We start from the raw sequence: 19,553 nt of genomic DNA, 5'->3' as shown, positions 1-19,553 counted from the left end.
TCACAGGTAGGCGCGCTGCCATCGCTCGATGTGGTCGAAGACCTGCTTGCGGACGGGCTCGGCCGACAGCACCAGGTCGTGGACGCCGTCCTGGACGCGGACGCAGGTGACGTGCGGGCCGACCGCGGTGGACCAGCGGGCGATCTGCCGCGGGTCGAGCACGATGTCGGCAGAGCGCGCCTCGGGCACGAAGTCGCGCACGCGCAGGCCGGTCGAGGAGGCCAGCACCAGCACGGGGACGTCGACGGCGAGCCCGCGGTGCAGGCGGCGCTGCGCCCTGCGGATGGCGGCCAGCCACGCGGCGTGCACGTCGAACCCGCCGATGGGCTTGAGCTCCAGGTCGAATTCCCATTCGCCGCCGTGGTCGCGGTGGATGCTCTTGCCGTACGCGGTGCTGACGCCCAGCGGCAGCGGCCGCGTGGTGTAGGACAGGGGCGTCTTGAGCAGGTCGGCGGCCAGCCGCAGCGGAAGGGGGACGTTGAGGTCGAAGAACGGGCTGTTGAGCACCAGCCCGTCGACCAGGCCCCTGCCGCGCACCCTGTCGGCCCACAGCGCGGCGACCAGCCCGCCGGTGGAGTGGGCGTTGACGACGAGTTCGTCGTGGCTCTCGCGGATGATCCGTACGGCCTGGTCGATCTCGGGGAAGTAGTCGGTGACGCTCCTGATCAGCCCCCTGGTCTGGTGCGGCAGCAGCGACCTGCCGTACTTGCGCAGGTCGAGGGCGTAGAAGTCGACGCCCTGATCGAGGTAGAAGTCGGCCAGGTGGTCCTGGAAGAAGTAGTCGGTGAAACCGTGGAGGTAGAGGACCGCGCGGCGCGAGCCGGCTGTCCTGGAGAGCAGGGTCGCGATGACCTCGCCCTCGAAGTCGGCCGGCAGCTTCAAGACCGTTGTCTCGTACACGCTAGACACCATAGGGATTCTCGGGCCAGAACGGCACGTCAACTTCGCTCACCTTCATGGTGAAGCGCGCGGGGCGCTTCTCCAGGAACGACGTCACACCCTCGATCGCGTCCGCGCCGCGGCCGAGGTCGAGCATGAGCCTGGAGTCGGCCGCGTGCGCCTCCCACGGCGAGATTGCCGACAGGCCCGACCACATCAGCCGCCTGATCGCCGCGACCGAGACGCCCGAGGTGTTGTCGGCGATCTCGCGGGCGAGCGCGTAGGCGGCGGGCAGCAGTTCACCGGCCGGGTGCACCTTGGACACCAGCCTGCCCTCCAGCGCCTCGGCGGCGGAGAAGACGCGGCCCGTCGCGGCCCACTCCATCGCCTGGGAGATGCCGACGATCCGCGGGAGGAACCAGCTGGAGGCGGCCTCGGTGACGATGCCGCGACGGGCGAAGACGAAGCCGAACTTCGCGGTGTCGGCGGCGATCCGTACGTCCATCGGGAGCGTCATCGTGACGCCGACGCCGACGGCGGGGCCGTTGACGGCGCCGATGACCGGTTTGAGCGAGGCGGCGATGCGCAGGGCGACCGTGCCGCCGCCGTCGCGGGGCACGCCGTCGATGTTCTCCTGATCCTCGTGGTCGCCCGCGCGGGTGAAGGTGTCGCCGCCTCCGGCCAGGTCGGCACCGGCGCAGAAGGCCCTGCCCGCGCCGGTGACCACCACGGCGCGGACGGCGTCATCGGTATCGGCCAGGTCAAAAGCTTCTATCAACTCACGCCGCATGGTCAGAGTGAACGCATTCAGGCGTTCCGGGCGATTCAATGTCAGGGTGGCGATTCCATCGGCTACGCCGTACTCGATCTGAGTGAAGGGCATGGACCGAATGTTATTCGGTCGGCAGGGTTTGCTGGATGTTCACCCATGCATAGATAGATATTTCGCACAAAGTCCGTAGGCTCCGGTCGGCCTAGGACAAAGCTCACGGGGAAGCAGGTAGGGCGTGGGGCACAGGACGAGAGCAGCCAGTTCGGGCACGGTGCTGGGCTGGACCCTGCTCGCCGTGGTCGTCCCCGGCGCCGCGCACCTGCGCGCAGGATGGCGCAGAACCGGGCTTGTGATCATGAGCTGCTACGGCGCCCTGTTGCTCGGTCTGCTCTGGCTGGCGCTGACGGCCGACGGCGGCATGCTCGGCGCGCTCGTCTCCGAGACGTGGATGACCACGATCACCATCGTCTCGGCGGTGCTCGGGCTGGCGTGGTTCGCGCTGATCCTGCACTCCTACCTGGTGCTGTCGCCCGGCAGGCTGACGCAGGGGGGCCAGATCCTCACAGGATCGATCGCCGGCCTGCTGGCCGTGGTGGTGATCCTGCCGTTCGGGCTGACCACGCAGTACCTCCTGCGCGCGCAGGAGACGCTCGACAGCGTCTTCAAGGAGCCGACGGAGCCGCAGGTCGCCAGGCACCGGCCCGAGGACCCGTGGGCCGGGCGGACGCGGGTGAACATCCTGCTGCTCGGCGGCGACGCCGACGACAACAGGATCGGTGTGCGGACCGACAGCATGAACGTGGCCAGCATCGACGTCAAGACGGGCAACACGGTCCTGTTCAGCCTGCCGCGCAACCTGGAGGACGTGCGCTTCCCGCCAGGCACCCCGATGGCCAAGCGCTTCCCCGACGGCTTCACGCTGCCTCCGGACCCGGGCGGCGGGCGCAGCGACCTGCTCAACAGCGTGTGGGAGTACGCCGACGCGCACCCGGAGGTCTTCGGCGGCAAGAAGGGGCAGGGCGCCAAGACCCTGATGGAGGCCATCGGCTGGACGCTCGGCCTCGAGATCGACTGGTACGCGCTGGTCAACATGTGGGGTTTCGCCAGGCTCATCGACGCGATCGGCGGCGTCACGATCACCGTCGAGCAGGACGTCGTGTTCGGCAAGTACAACGAGGGCCTGGTCAAGGCGGGCACGCGCAAGCTCAAGGGCGCGGACGCCATGTGGTACGCACGCTCGCGCACCTTCAGCGACGACTTCACCAGGATGCGCAGGCAGCGCTGCGTGCTGGGCTCGCTGCTGAGCCAGGCCGACCCCGCGACGGTGCTGACCAGGTTCAACAAGATCGCCCTCGCCACCAAGGAGCTGGTGAGGACCGACATCCCGCGGCGGATGCTGGAGCACCTGGTGCCGCTCGCGCTGAAGGTCAAGAACGCCAAGGTGACCAGCGTGCAGTTCGTGCCGCCGCTGATCAACACCGGCTACCCCGACTGGGTGAAGATCCGCGCGGTGACCGCCAAGGCGCTGAAGGACTCGGTCGCGCAGCGCGCCGGCGCGGCCTCGGCCGCCCCTTCCGACGAGCCGTCGGCCGACCCGTCCTCGGCGGTCAGGCCGTCGAAGAAGCCCATGGCGAAGCCGAAGCCCAGCGATCTCGCCGCCCCGAAGGGCATCACGGACGGCTGCGGCGTCTAGCCCTGCGGCCGCCGGTGCCGGGTCACGCCTGGCGGCCGAGCATCCGCAGCAGCAGGTCCCTCAGCTGGATCCGCTCGGCCTCGCTCAGCGCGGCCAGCGGCGCACCCGCGAACCCGAGTACGCCCTTCAGCTCCTCGGCCACGCCTTCCCCTTCCTCGGTCAGCGTGACGTTCTTCACCCTGCGGTCGGCCGCGCTCGGCTCGCGGCTGACCAGCCCCCGCCGCTCCAGCCTGTCGACGATGCCCGTCACGTTCGAGGGATCGCACTGGAACAGCTCGGCCATCCGCCGCATGGGCAGCGGCTCGCGCGCCAGCAGTACCAGCGCCTTGGCCTGGAGCGCGGTGAGCTGGCGGTCGGCGGCGGCCTGCTCGTAGCCCTCGTTGTACCTGGCCGCCACTTCGGCCATCAGGGCCACGACCTCCCGTGTCACGCTCATACCGTCGAGTATAGTTGATGCACGCCAACTATTTAGGAGGATCAACCATGCCTCGTCAGATCGTCCTGGCCGCACGCCCTTCAGGCTGGCCAGCCCCCGACAACTTCACCCTGGTCGAGGCGGACTCGCAGCCGCTGGAAGAGGGGCAGATCAGGGTCCGCAACCAGTTCATGTCGGTCGACCCCTACATGCGGGGGCGGATGAACGACGTCGAGTCCTACGTCCCGCCGTTCCAGATCGGGCAGCCGCTCGACGGCGGCGCGGTGGGCGAGGTCGTGGAATCGCGCTCGGACGCCTTCTCCCCTGGCGACCTCGTCCTGCACGGCCTCGGATGGCGGGACGAGGCGGTGCTCGACGCCGCGCGGGCGCGGAAGGTGGCGCCCATCGAGGGCCTGCCGAACTCGGCGTTCCTCGCGGTGCTCGGCATGACGTCGCTGACCGCCTACGTCGGGCTGCTCGACATGGCCTCCTTCAAGGAGGGCGACGCGGTCTTCATCTCGGGCGCGGCCGGGGCGGTCGGCAGCATCGCGGGCCAGATCGCCAAGCTGAAGGGCGCGTCCAGGGTGGTCGGGAGCGCGGGATCGGCGGAGAAGGTCGAGTACCTGCGGAGCATCGGGTTCGACGCCGCGTTCAACTACAAGGACGCGCCCGTGGCCGAGCAGCTCAAGGACGCCGCGCCCGACGGGATCGACGTGTACTTCGACAACGTGGGCGCCGACCACCTGGAGGCGGCGATCGGGTCCCTGCGGAATTTCGGCAGGGTCGCGATGTGCGGGGCGATCGCGGTCTACAACGCGACCGAGCCGCCCGCCGCGCCGCGCAACCTGGCGCTGGCCGTCGGGAAGCGGCTGACGTTGCGCGGGTTCATCGTGACGGACCACATGGACCGGATGACCGCCATGGTGACGGAGATCTCCGAATGGCTGCGCGAGGGCAAGCTGTCCTACCAGGAGACCGTCGTCGACGGCCTGGAGAACGCGCCGGAGGCGTTCCTCGGGATGCTGCGCGGGGAGAACACCGGCAAGATGATCGTCCGCCTGTAGCCGGAATCGCGGGTGACCGGTCAGCCGCGGAAGGAGTCCTTCGCCAGCCGCCGCACCCGCTCCTCGTCGATCATGTGCCCCAGCCCCGGCTGGGTCAGCGGCACCGCCACCATCCCGCCCGACGCCCCCACCGCGGGCGTCACGATCTGCGCGTTGCGCGGCGGCTGCGTCACGTCACACGGCAGCGTGCACCCCGGCAGGCTGGCCACGGCGACGGCGGCCGCCCGGGCAAGCCCCGCCCCGTGACCGCCGGCGCACTGGATGTCCCACCCGGCCGCCGCCGCCCTGTCGTGCGCCCTTCTGGCATCGCTCAGGGACGGCAGCGCCGCGGGACGAAGCAGCAGGACCTTCGCCGCCCGCAACGTCAGGTAGTCGTCCAGCTCGGCCGTCGAGCGGGGCTCCACCGCGATCGAGGCGCGCACGCTGTCCTGGAGGCCGGCGTGCGCGTACACGTCCTCGACGTCGAACGGCCGCTCGATCACCTCCAGGCCGTACTCGTCCAGCGCGACCAGCTGCTCCGGCGAGGTGTAGGCACCGCCGCAGTCGATCGCGAGACTCAGGGCGGGATATGCCTGCCGTACGGCACGCACCGGCTCGACGTCCCACCCGGGCCGCACGTCGAGGGTGACGTGCGCGTAGCCGCCGCATACCTGCTGGTTCACCCTGGAGACGAGGCTCTCGGTCGACGGATCGAGCCCGAGGCGGACGGTCGCCATGAGCGAGGTTCCTGCGCCGCCCAGCGCGTGGGACAGGGGAACGCCGCGCATCCTGGTCCACAGGTCCCACAGCGCCATGTCGACCGCGCTCCCCCAGCCCGGAACCTGGTCGGGATGTTCCCAGTCGACGCCGACGAGCTGTGCGGCCAGCCCCTCCTCCAGGGCGCCCCACAGCTTCGGCTCGGGCGAGACGATCTCGCCCCATCCACTCATCCCCCCGTGGTCGGTGAGGCGGACGAGCAGGGTCTCCGGCCGCCTGCCGTACGGCAGGACCAGCCGGAAGACTTCCAGCTCGCGCACTCGCGGCATGTTTCCCCCTAAGAACGGACTCCTTCCATGGTGCCCGTAGGAGCGGACTGCGCCAAACGGGGAGCGATCGCCGCGGCCAGGACGGCGAGGGCGAAGGTGAAGGCGAAGCCGACGACGTAGTGCTCGCCGCTGGCGGTGAACAGGGCGCCGGTGAAGGCGACGGCCACGACGGTGAAGACGGACTCGCCGACGCCGACGGCCGCGGTGTTCTGACCCTCCTCGCCCTGCTTGGACATCTCCAGCACCAGCACCGAGACCGTGGGGTGCAGGGCGCCGATGCCGAGACCGGAGATCGCCATGGCGACGAAGGCGAGGGCGATGGGGACCGCGTCGAACAGCACGAGCGTGATCAGCGCGATGCCGAGGGCGACGAGGAGCGCACCGCCGCGCAGGGCGGCCAGGTTCCCGATCGTGCCGCGGCCCTTGATCCACGATCCGGTGGACCAGCCGAGCGCGCCGACGGTCAGGACGACGCCCGCGCCGATCGGGGACAGCCCGCGCTCGTTGATCAGCATGAGCGGGATCAGCACCTGGGAGGCCGTCAGCGAGCCGAACGCCAGGCCGCGCAGCACGGGGGCGGTCGGCAGTCCACGGGCCGCCTTCAGCGAGCCGGGCAGCAGCAGCCTGGGCAGCGCCACGGCCAGCAGGACGACGCCGACGGCCAGCAGCGGGACGCCGCTCAGCTCGAGCGCGCTGCCGTACTGGATCAGAGCGGCGGCCACGGCCGTCACGGTCGCCCAGACGAGCTTGCCGCCGAGGCCGGGGGCGGGCGCGGCGTTACCCGTGTCGAGCCGCTGGCCTGCCGTACCACGCCAGAGGACCAAGGCGGAGGGGACCACGATCAGGGCCACGCCGAGGAAGACCCAGCGCCAGTCGAGGTTCTCCACGACCAGGCCCGCGATCGCGGGGCCGACCATGGACGGGACCACCCACGCGGCCGAGAACAACGCGAACACCTTGGGATGCATCGCCGGCGGGTAGGCCCTGGCGACCAGGACGTACAGGGAGACCTGGATCAAACCGGCGCCGAGCCCCTGGATGAAGCGGCCGCCGACGAACACCTCCATGTTCGGGGCGAACCCGGCGATCAGCAATCCGCCGACAAAGGTGACCACGCCGACGGCGATAGGAGGCAACGGGCCCTTCACATCCGCCCATCGACCGCCCAGGACGGTGGCGATCACGCTGGCCGCCAGGGTGGCGCTGAAGGCGAGGTTGTAGAGGTGCATGCCGTCGAGGTCCTTGGCGACGACGGGCATGGCCGTGGCCACCGCCATCGCCTCGAACGCCACCAGCATCACGAGCGCGACCAGGCCGAAGCTGAGCGATCGGTACGCGCTGGAGACCACGCTGACGGGGGGTGCGGGTTCATCAAGGGTCGTTGTCATGCCGGAAACGTACGGCCGGGGCGGGGACCGGCACATCGGGCAGGGGACCTAGGCATTTAGGCTGACCCACCCCCGCGCCCGGCCACTCCCCCACCTCACACCGGCGCGGCCATCGAGGCACCTCAAGACTCCGCAGGACGGTCACACCACGTGCGGAGCCCGCATCCCGCGAGACCTCTGCAAGGTGCACGAAAGGGATATGAAATGCGATGTCACTAGAAAGGAGCACGAATCACCACAAAAGACATGGAGAACCTTATGATCAACTTCAAGCGCTATCTCGCCGCCAGCGCGATCGCGGCCTCAGCTTTCGCCCTTCCCGTGACACTTGCGGGCAGCCCCGCCGGCGCCACCGTAACCGAGGCCACGGCCCCGTCCGTTCAAACCGATGTCGGCCCCTGTATACGCCAACACCGCGGCCGCGAGGCAGGCCGGCCCTGTCGGCCGCCGGGGCACAAACCGGACGCCCCCCGCACGCCTGACTGCGCCCTTCCCGAACACCAGGACCACAGCAGCGACCCGTGCAACCCGGGCCCCATCGACAACGGTCCGAACAGGCCCGCTCCCGGCAGCATCGAGCAGGTGCCCGACTGCGCCCGCCCTGAACACCAAGACCACAGCAGCGACCCGTGCAACCCAGGCCCCACGAGCAACTGATACCGGAGGAAGTCACAGCAAGACCTTGACGGCTGATCGACACCATCCCGCCGAGTCGGCAGCCGCGAGCCGAGACACGACGGGATAAGCGGGGACGACGTCGCGGGACCCTGGAATGTCGCCTCTCACAGTTCGACAGCACCCGAGGAAAGGACCAGAGCCGCGGACGCTGGGCCTGGGAAGCCCCCCGTCGCGACCGGCTCCCCGCGGCCAAAGATGTCACCCGCTCCGGGTATCAGCCGATCCGGCCGCGGACGACCAGCCCCGAGACCAGGCCAGCCCGTCCGGCGCGGACGACCGGCTCCGTGACCAGGCCAGCCCGTCCGGCGCGGACGACCGGCTCCGTGACCAGGCCAGCCGGTCCAGGCACAGACGTCAGCCAGTCCAGGCGCGGACCGGGCGCGAACGTCAGCCAGTCCAGGCGCGGACCGGGCGCGAACGTCAACCCGTCCGGGCGCGGAGGACGAGCCCCGCGACCAGGCCAGCCCGTCCGGGGCAGACGTCAGCCCTCCGGCCCGGACGACCAACTCCATGACCAGGCCAGCCCGTCCGGCGCGGACGTCAACCCTCCGGCCCGGCCGACCAACTCCATGACCAGGCCAGCCCGTCCGGCGCGGACGTCAACCCTCCGGCCCGGACGACCAACTCCATGACCAGGCCAGCCCGTCCGGCGCGGACGTCAACCCTCCGGCCCGGACGACCGGCTCCGTGACCGGGTCAGCCGGTCCGGACGTGGGCGACCAGCCCCGTGATCATCAAGTCCAGGCCGACCTCGAACCGCTCCTCCCCACCCGGACCCACCAACTCGTCCGCGTATCGCGCCATATAGGGGAACCTGTCAGCCGGCAGGCTGCGGACGTAGTCGGCGATCGCCCCGAACGAGTCGGCGACGAACGTCTCGACGTCCATCCCGCTGTCCCGCTGCCGGGTCCTGTAGAGCGACCCTTCGTAGGCGTCGGCCGCGACGAACATGACGATGCGGTCGAGCGCGATGGCGGCAATGGCAGGGGGAACCCCGCCTTCGATCATGATCGCGAGCATCGCCTCGCCGACGCGCAGCGAGTTGGCTCCCAGAGGCACGTTGGCCAGCGACACCCTCGCCACGTCCGCGTGGGAGTTGAGCTTCGTGTGCATGTCCAGCACGACCTCGCGTAGTTGCTCGGCCCACCGCTCGGGCTCGGGGGCCGGCACCTCGATGTCGTCGAGAACGCGCTCGTAGATCAGCTCCAGCAGTTCCTCCTTGTTCGCGACATGCGCGTACAAGGAGGCGGGGCCCGTGTCGAGCTCCTGGGCGACCTTGCGCATGCTGAGCGCGTCGAGACCCTCATGGTCCACGATGCGCAGGCCGGTCTCCACGATGAGTTGCTGGGTGAGCTGCGGCTTCACCGGCTTGGGCGGACGTGTCTTTCGCCACGGAGGCGCTGGCAGTGGCTCCATGACGAACAATGTACTTGACACGAACGGTGTTCGTACATAGAACAGTGTTGCCTACGAACACCGTTCGTCCCGAGGAACGGAGTTCGATTTAAGAACATCGTTCTCGAAGGAGTCCCCCCATGACGACGACCGCCTCCGCCGCGGCCCAGTCCGCGGCCTACCGGTGGCGCCGGCCCGCCCTTTTCGTGATCCTCGCCGCCGAGGTCATGGACCTGCTCGACGCGCTCATCACTCAGATCGCCGCGCCCACCATCCAGAAGGAGCTGGGCGGTTCGACCAGTCTGATCCAGTGGCTGGTCTCCGGCTACACCCTCGCCATGGCGGTCGGCTTGATCACCGGCGGACGGCTCGGCGACCTCTACGGCCGCAAGCGGATGTTCGTGATCGGCGCACTCGGCTTCACCGCCGCCTCCCTGCTGTGCGGCGTGTCCATGAGCCCGGAGATGCTGATCGCCTCGCGCGTACTGCAGGGACTGTTCGGCGCCGTGATGATCCCCCAGGGCCTCGGCATGATCAAGGAGATGTTCCCTCCCGAGGAGATGGGCAAGGCCTTCGGCATGTTCGGCCCCGTCATGACCATCTCCTCGGTCGGCGGCCCGGTGCTTGCCGGGTGGCTGGTCGACGCTGACCTGTTCGGCACGGGCTGGCGAATGATCTTCCTGATCAACCTGCCGATCGGCATCGCCGCCGTGCTCGCCGCGCTGAAGTTCCTCCCGGAGTTCCGCCTGTCCAACGCCACCAAGCTCGACCTGGTCGGCATGCTGCTGGTCTCGATCGCCGCCTTCCTGCTGATCTTCCCGCTGATCCAGGGCCAGGAGCTCGACTGGCCCGCCTGGACGTTCCTCTCGATGGCCGGCTCGGTCGTGATGTTCGCGCTCTTCGGCTCCTACGAGTCACGCCGCCACCGTGCCGGCAAGGACCCCCTGGTCACGCCTGGCCTGTTCCGCAAGCGCGCCTTCACCGGCGGCCTCATCGCGGGTCTCGCGTTCTTCACCGGCATGATCGGCCTGTCGATGGTCTTCATGCTGTACGTCCAGGGAGGCCTGCACTACACCCCGTTCCAGGCCGGTCTGGCCAGCCTTCCCCAGGCGGTCGGCGGTGTGGTCGGCTTCGCCATCGCCATGGCCCTAGTCGCCAAGCTCGGCCGTACCCTGCTGCAGATCGGCACCGTCGTCATGGCGGCGGGCGCGGGCGTGCTCGGCCTGACGATCCACTTCGCCGCCCTCGACATCAGCGCATGGCAGCTCGCACCCGGCCTCGCGCTGGTCGGCATCGGCATGGGCCTGACCATGGCGCCCTTCTTCGACATCGTGCTGGCGGGCGTCGAACCCCACGAGTCCGGCTCGGCCTCCGGCACGCTGACCGCCGTCCAACAACTGGGAGGCGCGCTGGGCGCCGCGGTTCTCGGCACGCTCTTCTTCAACCTGCTCAAGAACCAGTGGAGCTTCGGGGACGCGATGCAGGTGACGGTCTGGGCGGAGATCGGGTTGCTGCTCGTGACCTGCGCGCTCTCCTTCCTCCTGCCGCGCCACGCTCGCGAGGAGACCTCGCACTGACCTCAGGTACGGCACGCGCCCCGGCCCCCGCCCGGCCGGGGCTTCGCAGTCCCAGCCGCAGCCCACGCCACCCCGTCCCGAGGACACACCGCGCCCCTCGAAATCCATGCCGTTCACGCGGGGAGTCACGCCTCACCGCTGCCAACCCGACCGCCGGAGGCCGCGCCACTCCGTCCAGGGCATGCCGCCCCACGTCACCGGAGCCGTCCGCTCGGAGACGACGCCACGCCGAGTCGAAGGCCTGCCACCCTGCCCGCAATCGTGGCCCGACCGCTCGAGAGCAGGGCCGCGCCGCCTGAAGGCCGCGCCGCCCCCTCAGAACCCAAGCCGTCCGTGCGACGGTCATGTCCCGCCGATCGGAGGCCAGCCCACCCGACCCAAGGCCACACCACGCCGGCCGAATACCAGGCCACGCCGTTCGAGGACCACCCCCTCAAAACCCCAACCGTCCACTCGGAGACCACGCCCCGCCGATCGGAGGCCAGCCCACCCGGCCCAAGGCCACACCACGCCAGCCGATACCAGGCCACGCCGTATGAAGGCCGCGCCGCCCCGCTCGGAACGCCGCCGCCGCTCTAGCGAACCGCGCGGTCCCTCGATGGAACCGTGCCGCCTCTCGATGGGGTCCTGCCGTCGGTGGGAACGGTGCCGCCGTTCGGCGGGTCGCACGACGGCGGCGACGGACTTCCGGTTCGAGGCCGTCAGCCGAGGTGGCGTTCCTTCCACTGGGTGAGGTCCTGACGCTGGATCGCGGCGGCCATGAGGTCAGGGAACGCGTCGGGCGTGCACGCGAACGCCGGCACCCCCAACGCCGCCAGCGCCGCCGCGTTGTCATGGTCGTAGAAGGGCGCGCCCTCGTCCGACAGCGCGAGCAGCACGATCACCTGCACGCCCGCCTGCGTCATCGCCGAAATCCTGCGCAGCATGTCCTGGCGTACCCCGCCCTCGAACAGGTCGCTGATCAGAATGAAGATCGAATCTCTCGGCCGGGTGATCAGCTCGTGGCTGTAGGCGACGGCCCTGTTGATGTCCGTGCCGCCACCGAGCTGCGTGCCGAACAGCACCTCCACCGGATCATGCAGTTGGTCGGTGAGGTCCACCACCGCCGTGTCGAACACGACCAGCGACGTCTTCAGCGACCGCATCGACGCCAGTACCGCGCCGAACACGCCCGAGTAGACCACCGAGGCGGCCATCGACCCGCTCTGGTCGACGCACAACACCACCTCGCGCCGCACGGCGCTCTGTCGCCTGGCGTAGCCGACCAGCGTGGAGGGTACGAGCGTGCGCCGGTCGGGCAGGTAGTGCCGGAGGTTGACCCTGATCGTGCGGTCCCAGTCGATGTCGGCGGCGCGCTTCGGCCGATGGGTTCTGGCCGTCCTGTCCAGCGCTCCAGCGATCGCCGACCTGGTCCTTTCGGTCAGCCTGCGTTGGAGCTCGCCCACGACCTTGCGCACCACCGCCCGCGCCGACTCGCGCGACTCGTCGGGCATGACGCGGTTGAGCGAGAGCAGGGTGCCGACCAGATGCACGTCCGGTTCGACCGCTTCCAGCATCTCGGGTTCGAGCAGCAGCCTGGTGAGGTTGAGCCGTTCGATGGCGTCCCGCTGCATGACCTGCACGACGGTGGAGGGGAAGTACGACCTGATGTCGCCCAGCCAGCGCGCCACTCGCGGCGCCGACGCGCCGAGCCCGCCCGTCCTGTCCTGCTCGCCTTCGTAGAGGGCGGCGAGCGCCTCGTCCATCCGGGCGTCGGCGCCCTGTGGCGCGAAGCCGGTGCCGTCGGCGTCGCCACCGCCCAGCACCAGCCGCCATCGGCGCAGCCGATCATCCATGCGCCACCCCCAGGATCGTCTGCACGGTTCGTACGGCCTCCGCCGCCCTGTCGTCGTCCACCTCGTGCGGTCGGCTCGCCGTACCGGAACCCGCGGCGCGCACCCGCTGCCCTATCGCGCGCCGTTCCGGTGCCTCGAACGCGGCGAACGTCCGGCGCAGCAGCGGCAGTACCTCGGTGAACTGGTCGCCCGTCAGACCCGACAGCCAACCGTCGACCAGGGCCAGCAGGCGGGGGTCGTGGACGAGCATGAGCGCGCCGCCGGCGAGGAACCCCTCGACCCACGCGGCGGACCTGGCGGGAGGATGGCCGTGGGACATCGCCCTGGACATGCGGTCACTCGCGTCGCGGGCGTCGAGCTTCCCGGCGTCGAGGAGGAGGCGGGTGAGCCGGCCCTCGATGAGACCGTGCGGCTCGGCGTGGTCGCAGACGGCCCCGAGGGTCGCCAGCCACCGCTCCCTCGGCGACGCCTTGCCCCGGGAAACCTCATCGTGGGTCGACGTGCCGGACCCGACCGGCGCGGTGGAACCGGCCCCGACCGACGACGACCCACCCCCCGACGGTGTCGCCCCGCAATCCTCACCGAAGACCAGCACGCCGGGCCCGGCCGGTACCTCGGAACCGGCCCCAGCCGACGACCCACCCCCCGACGGTGTCGCCCCGCAATCCTCACCGGAGACCGACGCGCCGGGCCCGGCCGGTACCTCGGAACCGGCCGAAGGCGATCCGGCAGGCGTCGGGCCGGGCTCGGCCGAAGGCGATCCGGCAGGCGTCGCGCCGGGCTCGGCCGAAGGCGAGTCGGCCATCGGTGAGGTCGCCGCGGGACCCTCACCGATGGTGCGCGGAGCGGGAGCGGGGACAGGCTCCGCCGGGCCGCGCGGCGTTGACGCGACGGCAGAGTCCGCCAGAAGGGCGGCGGCCGCGTGGACGGCGTCGACGTGCACGACCAGCGCCGCCGCGCTCTCGTCGTCGAGCCCCCCCACCGCCGCGGGCAGCCCCGCGCAGATCCGGTCCAGCATCGACTCCGCGACGGCCTCGAGCCCGGCCGCCGAGGTGCCGCGGACGTCGCCGTAGCGGTGGGCGCGGGCCATCGCGGGCAGGGCGGCCATGAGGTGGGTGAGGTCGGTGTCGAGCGCCGCCTTCGCCGACAGCGCCGCGAGCACGTCGGGCAGCGCGTCCCGCAGGTCGGCCAGCAGGCACAACTCCACCAGGCCCGTCAGCCCGGCCAGCGAAACCGCCGCCCCGGCGGGAACCGCCGCCCCTGGAGAAGGCGCTCCTGGAGAAGGCGGTCCTGGAAAAGGCATGACACCACGCGTTCCCGCGGGAGCCGGGCGTACCCTCCCCGGTGCTCCCGCCCCTGCGTCCGACGCGAGGTCGCGGGCGCGCCGGGTGGCGGCTGACTCCACGGTCGTGCCGAGAGCGGCCGACTCGATGAGCGTCAGGTCGAACTCCGGGTGCCAGGCCAGCCGCCACACCTCCCTGAACGTCCCCTTCCCCCGCGTCTCCCCGAGCCGCCCCCACTCCACGCCGAGCATCCGCAGGCGGTGCAGCAGGTGGCTGCGGGCCAGGTCGAGGGGCCGACGCAGGTCCAGGTCGAGCTCCCTGTCCACCGCCTCCGCCTTGAGCTTGACCTTCCTGCGCTGCTCGGCCAGGTCCCGCTGGAGCGGCACCATCGGCGTGCGCTCGCTCACCGCGCCGAGCCTGTCGCCGACCACCATGCGCCGCTGGACCAGCGAGACCAGCAGCTCGTCCCCGTCGCACAGCACGGCCCGCACCGCGTCCGTCACCTCGCCGAGCCCGGCGAGAGGACGGCCGCGCAGCGCTGCGAGGCCCTCGGCCAGCCGTATCGCCTCGATGACGTGGGCGGAGGAGACGGCCAGGCCCTCCTCTCGCAGGACGGCCGCCGCGGCGGTGAGCCAGCGTTCGACGGGCCGGTCCGGGGCGGTGAACAGGTGGTGGTACCAGCCGGGTGAGGTGATGCCGGCGCCGTAGCCGCTCCACGAGGCGAGCCTGCCGTACGTCCAGGGGACCCAGGTCAGCTCGGTCTTCACCTTCGGCAGCCCGCGCAGCAGCGCGTTGTCGGCGGTCGCGGGCGGCAGCGGGCCCGTCAGGGCGGGGACGTGCCAGGCGCCGCAGACGACGGCGATGCGCCGGAAGCCTTCCTTGATCGCGGCGCGCAGGCAACGGCGCATGTGGGCCTCGCGGCGGGCCTCCCTGTCGGCCGGGGCGTATCCCTCGCGGACGGCCGCCATGGCCTCGGCGATCACCTGGAAGGGGGTGTCGCCTCGGTGCTCGACGACGTCCTCCCACCAGCGTTCGGGGTCGTCGTAGCCGGCCGCGGCGGCCAGTTCGCCGAGCGGGTCGGAGTGCGGGCCGGCGTGCGCGTCGGTGTCGGGAGCGGCCAGGGTGGCGGCGGCGGGCAGGTCGATGAAGCGGACAGGAATCCTGGCCGCGGCGCCGTACAGGATGGCCTGCCATTCCGGTGAGAACACCGCGAAAGGCCAGAAGACGGCGCGAGCGCGGGCGTGCGCGAGCAGCGCGACCGGCGGCTCCATCTCCGGCGCGAGCCCGAGCAGGGCGTCGGCCTCGGGAGGCCCCTCGACGAGGACGGCGTCGGGTTCGAGTCTGCGCAGCTCCTCCCGTACGGCACGCGCCGACCCGGGACCGTGGTGGCGGATCCCGAGCACGGAAACTGTCACGGAACCTCCCTGCAGGCGCGGTAGAGGTCTCGCCAGTCCTCGCGCTCGCGCACGACGGTCTCGAGGTACTCCCGCCACACCACCCTGTCGGAGACCGGCTCGCGCACGACCGCGCCGACGATGCCCGCCGCCACGTCGGCCGCGCGCACGACGCCGTCGCCGAAGTGGGCGGCCAGCGCGATCCCGCCGGTCAGCACGGAGATCGCCTCGGCCGTCGACAGGGTGCCGCTGGGTGACTTGAGCTTGGTACGCCCGTCCTCGGTGACGCCGTCGCGCAGCTCGCGGAAGACGGTGACGACCCTGCGGATCTCCGCCATCCCCGCCGACGTCTCGGGCAGCTCCAGCGAGCGGCCCAGCTCGGCGACGCGGCGGGCGACGATGGCGACCTCCTCCTCCGCGCTGGCGGGTACGGGCAGCACGACGGTGTTGAAGCGCCTGCGCAGCGCGCTGGACAGCTCGTTGACGCCCCTGTCGCGGTCGTTGGCGGTGGCGATGAGGTTGAAGCCGCGCCTGGCCTGGACCTCCTCGTTGAGTTCGGGGATCGGCAGCGTCTTCTCCGACAGCACGGTGATGAGCGCGTCCTGCACGTCGGACGGCATCCTGGTCAGCTCCTCGACCCTGGCGATCCTGCCCTCGGCCATCGCGCGCATGACCGGCGACGGGGTCAGCGCGTCGCGCGAGGGTCCCTCGGCCAGCAGCCTGGCGTAGTTCCAGCCGTAGCGGATCGCCTCCTCGGCGGTGCCCGCCGTCCCCTGCACCAGGAGCGTGGAGTCGCCGCTGATGGCGGCGGCCAGGTGCTCCGACAGCCATGTCTTGGCGGTGCCCGGCACGCCGAGCAGCAGCAGCGCCCTGTCGGTGGCCAGCGTGGCGACGGCGACCTCGACGATGCGGCGCGCGCCGATGTACTTGGGGGTGATCCGGTCGCCGTCGCCGAGCAGGTAGGTGGTGACCGCCCACGGCGACAGCCGCCACCCTGGCGGCCTGGCCCTGTCGTCCTCCTTGGCCAGCAGCGCCAGCTCCTCGGCGTAGTGGTCTTCGGCATGCGGTCGCAGAACGGTCGTCACCTGAGCTCCTTCATCATCGCGGCGCGGAACCCCAGCAGGCTCGAGACCTCGGTCAGCCCGTCGGCCATGAAACGGTCGGCGGGGTCAATCCGCTCACCCGCCATCCTGGCCAGCTCGTCGAGGTTCCACGGCTGCGTGGCGGCCACCTTTCTGATCTTGGTGAGGACGGCGTGCGCCAGCCCCCGCCCCCATGGTGTCGAGGCCCCACCCAACACCATGATCATCTGCCCGTCGACGCCGTGCCTGTGCACGAAGTCGGCGGCCACCTCGTCCTGATCGCCCGGCGGCAGCACGGCCAGCAGGTCGGCCAGAGGGTCCCAGGCGAACAGCGCCTTGGCCCACGTGGGATCCCGTTGCAGCACCGTCGCCCGCACCCAGCCCGAACGCACCTCCCGGTCCCATTCCGGGATCCTCATCCTGAGCAGCGCGGTGTCCCACATCCGCAGCGGCGCCCTGGAGACCACCTGCTGGAGCCACCAGGCTCGCTCGCCCGTGCCCCTGGGCGGCCTGGCCCTGACGCCGTCGCGTTCCATGCCCTTGTCGCACTCCGCGGGCGGCTCGACCACGATCCGGTCATCCCGTACGGCGAGGCAGCGGGCCGCGCGCTCGGCCATCCGGCCCGCGAGCCTGGAGTCCGGCAGCCTGGTGAGCAGGTCGGCGGCCTGCTGGCGCACCTCTCTGCGCCGGTCGTCGAGCACGTCCTCGAGGAACGGCTCGTCGGCCATCGACAGCCCCTCGCCCATGAGCACCAGGAACTCCGCCCTGTCCTCCGGGGTCTCCTTCTCCCACGCCTCCACCAGCAGCCGCCTGGCGGCGCCGGGGTCGCTTCGCCGCAGCCCGCCCAGGTAGGCCAGGCGGTCACCGTGCCCGCCCAGCTCCCAGCTCTCGCCCGTCGGCTCGGCCATGAGATAGGACCACGCGGGGTTGAGCCCGGCCAGCCACCTGCCGCGCCGCCCCGCGAGCACGCCGAGGAACGGCCTGATCGACCGGTCCCTCGCCCCCTTGTCGAGCAGCTCGGGCAGCAGCCGCGGCGGCACCCTCCGCCCGGTCGAGGCCGCCTCCGCCAGCCATTCGGTCAGCAGCCTCGGGTGCCGGCCGCCCAGGATGCCGGCCAGGCGCGCGGCGGCGGCCGGGCTCACCGCCTCCTGGTCCTCCTCGCGGGCGGGCGCGGCGGCGGGGCGCGGCTCGCCGTACGGCCTCTGGCCCGCCCTGTGGCGCACCAGCTCGACGGCGGCGTCGGCCAGCAGGTCTCCGTCGTAGGGCCTGCGGTCGGTGCCGACCAGGGCGGCGGACACGAGCTCCTCCCATGCCGGGCTCAAAGGATCACCACCTGGCCGTGCTCGTCCCACGTGGTCAGGGGGACCAGCCCGCGCGGCGTCCACTCGGCGGCGACGGTGAGCGGCCTGCCCCCCGACACGGCGATCAGCCGCCACGGGGTCTCCACCCTGGGGTGCAGCCTGAGCCCGCCGAGCCGGTCCGCCGAGGGGACGACGCCCGACAGCACCAGCGGCCACGACTCGGTCCACGGGTCTCCCGCCAGCGCCGCCGCGACCTCGTCGAGAGCCTCGCGCTCGCTCGTCCCCGGCGCGACCCCCGCGCCGGGGAGGGCGTCGCCCGCAGGGGAGGGGCCCGAGGACGCGGCGTCGCCAGGCGTGCTCGCCTCGTCGTGGCGAGCAGACACCAGGGCCCGCAACGGGGAGGCGCCGGGGTAGAAGGCCATGGACGCGTCGACGGCCTCCCCCGTGACCAGGGAGTCGTCGAGGGCGTGCCCCACCGGCGCGAACGACAGCACCAGCGCCGCCCGCCCCGTCCGCCGCCCTTTCAGCCACACCCGCCGTGCCACCAGCCTGTCGCGCGTCTCCTCGCGCCGCCCCACCACGTGCCACACGTCGCGTACGGCGGGGCCCGCCAGCACCTCCTCGCGCGAGACGGGGAAGCCCACCCTCGTCCGCACGCTCCTGGCCAGGTCCGCGGGCAGGTCGGCGGCCCTGCGGTACCCGACGGCGAGCAGCCGGAGCATCGCGTACTCCTCCAGCAGCCGCTCCGGCCAGTCGGCCGAGGACCTGGCCGCGCCCAGCCTTCCCACGACGCCCGCCACTCCCGGAGCCTGCGCGTCGACCAGCCGCCTGGACAGCTCGGCCCACTCCCGCTCGTCGGCCGCCGCGAGCCCGTGGCGCACCTGGTCGTCGAGCCACCTCTCCAGCTCCGCGAGCCCGGCCGCCACCCTCACGTGGCGGGCGGGCGCGACGCGAGAACCCTGGGGAGCGGAGACGTCGGCCGGCTCCTGGCTCCACCGTTCGATCACCTGCCGCAGCCTAGCGAGCCCCTCCGACAATTCCGCCGGGCCGCCCGTGCCACGCGATCCCGCTCGCGTCCGGGCGTCAGCGCCACGCGATCCTGCTCGCGTCCGGGCGTCAGCGCGTCGTCGGCGGCCGAGGCGGGGGCCGGCGGCGCGGCGGACCTAGACTCGCCTCATGGAGCTGATGATCTATCCGGACGGGCCCGTCACCCAGGTCGCCGACGAGGCCGAAGCGCTGGCCAGCGACCTGGAAGGCCAACTCGTCCTCGACCGCACCCGCTTCCTGCGCCGCGACGTCCGCGGCAGAGCCGTCGCCTTCGTCGAGCGTCCGGCCGTCGCCGAGGCGCTCGACCTGCTCCCCCACCCCGAGGGCGGCTGGTTCAGGCAGACGTGGAAGAGCGCCGTCACCTTCGAGCCCGAAGGCTACGACGGGCCGAGGTCGAGCGCGACCGGCATCTACTTCCTGCTCCAGCCCGGCGAGGAGTCGGTGCCGCACATGGTCAGGTCCGACGAGATCTGGCTGTGGCACAGGGGCGGCCCGCTGACGCTGACCATCGGCGACGAGAAGGTCCTCCTGGGTCCGGCCGTCGAGGAGGGACAGGTGCCGCAGGCCAGGGTGCCCGCGGGCGTGTGGCAGGCGGCGCGGCCCGCGGGTGACGAGGCGGTGCTTGTCAGTTGCGTCGTCTCCCCAGGATTCGAGTTCGCCGATTTCACCGCCTGATGGGGGGATTTCCCGGAAGTCGTGCGGAATGATTGGCTTGCGGCAGGAAG

Annotated in this window: 15 protein-coding genes; 4 read left to right on the top strand and 11 right to left on the bottom strand. The window is 71.5% G+C overall.

The annotated features are described in order from the left end of the window. On the bottom strand, positions 1-900 hold the full coding sequence (locus AC3EO4_RS30035; protein WP_379574216.1) for an alpha/beta hydrolase: 900 nt from the start codon (positions 898-900) through the stop codon (positions 1-3). A 1-nt stretch (position 901) separates the two neighbouring features. Beyond that, positions 902-1,762 carry a crotonase/enoyl-CoA hydratase family protein gene (locus tag AC3EO4_RS30030; protein WP_379574215.1) on the bottom strand — a complete coding sequence of 287 codons (861 nt, stop codon included), beginning with the start codon at positions 1,760-1,762 and terminating at the stop codon, positions 902-904. Positions 1,763-1,886: 124 nt separating this feature from the next. Here AC3EO4_RS30030 and AC3EO4_RS30025 point away from each other — a divergent pair, with 124 nt between their 5' ends. Next, positions 1,887-3,344, top strand: a complete 1,458-nt coding sequence (locus tag AC3EO4_RS30025) for an LCP family protein (protein WP_379574214.1) — start codon at positions 1,887-1,889, stop codon at positions 3,342-3,344. Between the two features lie 22 nt (positions 3,345-3,366). On the opposite strand, the gene AC3EO4_RS30020 is transcribed toward AC3EO4_RS30025, so the two are convergent. Then, positions 3,367-3,780 carry a MarR family winged helix-turn-helix transcriptional regulator gene (locus AC3EO4_RS30020; RefSeq protein ID WP_379574213.1) on the bottom strand — a complete coding sequence of 138 codons (414 nt, stop codon included), beginning with the start codon at positions 3,778-3,780 and terminating at the stop codon, positions 3,367-3,369. A gap of 47 nt (positions 3,781-3,827) precedes the next feature. Here AC3EO4_RS30020 and AC3EO4_RS30015 point away from each other — a divergent pair, with 47 nt between their 5' ends. Then, positions 3,828-4,823, top strand: coding sequence for an NADP-dependent oxidoreductase (locus AC3EO4_RS30015; RefSeq protein WP_431898741.1), 996 nt, complete (start codon positions 3,828-3,830; stop codon positions 4,821-4,823). Positions 4,824-4,843: 20 nt separating this feature from the next. On the opposite strand, the gene AC3EO4_RS30010 is transcribed toward AC3EO4_RS30015, so the two are convergent. The 3 genes from AC3EO4_RS30010 to AC3EO4_RS30000 all read right to left on the bottom strand — a co-directional run bounded on the left by AC3EO4_RS30010 (position 4,844) and on the right by AC3EO4_RS30000 (position 9,330). Further along, a complete protein-coding gene (locus AC3EO4_RS30010) occupies positions 4,844-5,848 on the bottom strand; it encodes an enolase C-terminal domain-like protein (RefSeq protein WP_379574211.1) in 1,005 nt (334 codons plus the stop codon). 8 nt (positions 5,849-5,856) lie between these two features. Then, positions 5,857-7,236, bottom strand: a complete 1,380-nt coding sequence (locus AC3EO4_RS30005) for an MFS transporter (protein ID WP_431898740.1) — start codon at positions 7,234-7,236, stop codon at positions 5,857-5,859. 1,374 nt (positions 7,237-8,610) lie between these two features. Continuing rightward, positions 8,611-9,330, bottom strand: coding sequence for a TetR/AcrR family transcriptional regulator C-terminal domain-containing protein (locus AC3EO4_RS30000; RefSeq protein WP_379574209.1), 720 nt, complete (start codon positions 9,328-9,330; stop codon positions 8,611-8,613). Between the two features lie 119 nt (positions 9,331-9,449). Between AC3EO4_RS30000 and AC3EO4_RS29995 the strand changes: the two genes are divergently transcribed. After that, positions 9,450-10,886, top strand: a complete 1,437-nt coding sequence (locus AC3EO4_RS29995) for an MFS transporter (RefSeq protein WP_431898739.1) — start codon at positions 9,450-9,452, stop codon at positions 10,884-10,886. Positions 10,887-11,587: 701 nt separating this feature from the next. Here AC3EO4_RS29995 and AC3EO4_RS29990 read toward each other — a convergent pair. Genes AC3EO4_RS29990 through AC3EO4_RS29970 form a run of 5 tightly spaced genes read right to left on the bottom strand, consistent with a single transcriptional unit; the run spans position 11,588 to position 18,788 of the window. Beyond that, positions 11,588-12,721, bottom strand: a complete 1,134-nt coding sequence (locus AC3EO4_RS29990; protein ID WP_431898738.1) for a VWA domain-containing protein — start codon at positions 12,719-12,721, stop codon at positions 11,588-11,590. Continuing rightward, complete coding sequence (locus AC3EO4_RS29985) at positions 12,714-15,419, bottom strand: DUF5682 family protein (RefSeq protein WP_488186358.1); 2,706 nt, start codon at positions 15,417-15,419, stop codon at positions 12,714-12,716. The genes AC3EO4_RS29990 and AC3EO4_RS29985 overlap by 8 nt, the downstream gene beginning before the upstream one ends. Continuing rightward, positions 15,416-16,483 (bottom strand): ATP-binding protein, encoded by a 1,068-nt coding sequence (locus AC3EO4_RS29980; protein ID WP_379574205.1) that lies wholly within the window; start codon positions 16,481-16,483, stop codon positions 15,416-15,418. Before AC3EO4_RS29980 ends, AC3EO4_RS29985 begins: the two co-directional genes overlap by 4 nt. Next, on the bottom strand, positions 16,480-17,802 hold the full coding sequence (locus AC3EO4_RS29975; RefSeq protein ID WP_379574204.1) for a DUF5691 domain-containing protein: 1,323 nt from the start codon (positions 17,800-17,802) through the stop codon (positions 16,480-16,482). The genes AC3EO4_RS29980 and AC3EO4_RS29975 overlap by 4 nt, the downstream gene beginning before the upstream one ends. Further along, complete coding sequence (locus tag AC3EO4_RS29970; protein ID WP_379574203.1) at positions 17,799-18,788, bottom strand: SWIM zinc finger family protein; 990 nt, start codon at positions 18,786-18,788, stop codon at positions 17,799-17,801. The genes AC3EO4_RS29975 and AC3EO4_RS29970 overlap by 4 nt, the downstream gene beginning before the upstream one ends. Before the next feature lie 169 nt (positions 18,789-18,957). Between AC3EO4_RS29970 and AC3EO4_RS29965 the strand changes: the two genes are divergently transcribed. Beyond that, positions 18,958-19,503, top strand: coding sequence for a cupin domain-containing protein (locus AC3EO4_RS29965; protein WP_379574202.1), 546 nt, complete (start codon positions 18,958-18,960; stop codon positions 19,501-19,503). Positions 19,504-19,553 lie beyond the last annotated feature (50 nt).

It is taken from the genome of Nonomuraea sp. bgisy101 (assembly GCF_057708945.1).
This window is presented reverse-complemented; position numbering and strand designations above follow the sequence as displayed.

Coding starts and splice junctions, on each gene's coding strand:
- AC3EO4_RS30020 (WP_379574213.1), bottom strand. CDS start 3,780: ATGAGCGTGACACGGGAGGTCGTGGCCCTGATGGCCGAAGTGGCGGCC.
- AC3EO4_RS30010 (WP_379574211.1), bottom strand. CDS start 5,848: ATGCCGCGAGTGCGCGAGCTGGAAGTCTTCCGGCTGGTCCTGCCGTAC.
- AC3EO4_RS30005 (WP_431898740.1), bottom strand. CDS start 7,236: ATGACAACGACCCTTGATGAACCCGCACCCCCCGTCAGCGTGGTCTCC.
- AC3EO4_RS30000 (WP_379574209.1), bottom strand. CDS start 9,330: ATGGAGCCACTGCCAGCGCCTCCGTGGCGAAAGACACGTCCGCCCAAG.
- AC3EO4_RS29995 (WP_431898739.1), top strand. CDS start 9,450: ATGACGACGACCGCCTCCGCCGCGGCCCAGTCCGCGGCCTACCGGTGG.
- AC3EO4_RS30015 (WP_431898741.1), top strand. CDS start 3,828: ATGCCTCGTCAGATCGTCCTGGCCGCACGCCCTTCAGGCTGGCCAGCC.
- AC3EO4_RS30030 (WP_379574215.1), bottom strand. CDS start 1,762: ATGCCCTTCACTCAGATCGAGTACGGCGTAGCCGATGGAATCGCCACC.
- AC3EO4_RS29990 (WP_431898738.1), bottom strand. CDS start 12,721: ATGGATGATCGGCTGCGCCGATGGCGGCTGGTGCTGGGCGGTGGCGAC.
- AC3EO4_RS29965 (WP_379574202.1), top strand. CDS start 18,958: ATGGAGCTGATGATCTATCCGGACGGGCCCGTCACCCAGGTCGCCGAC.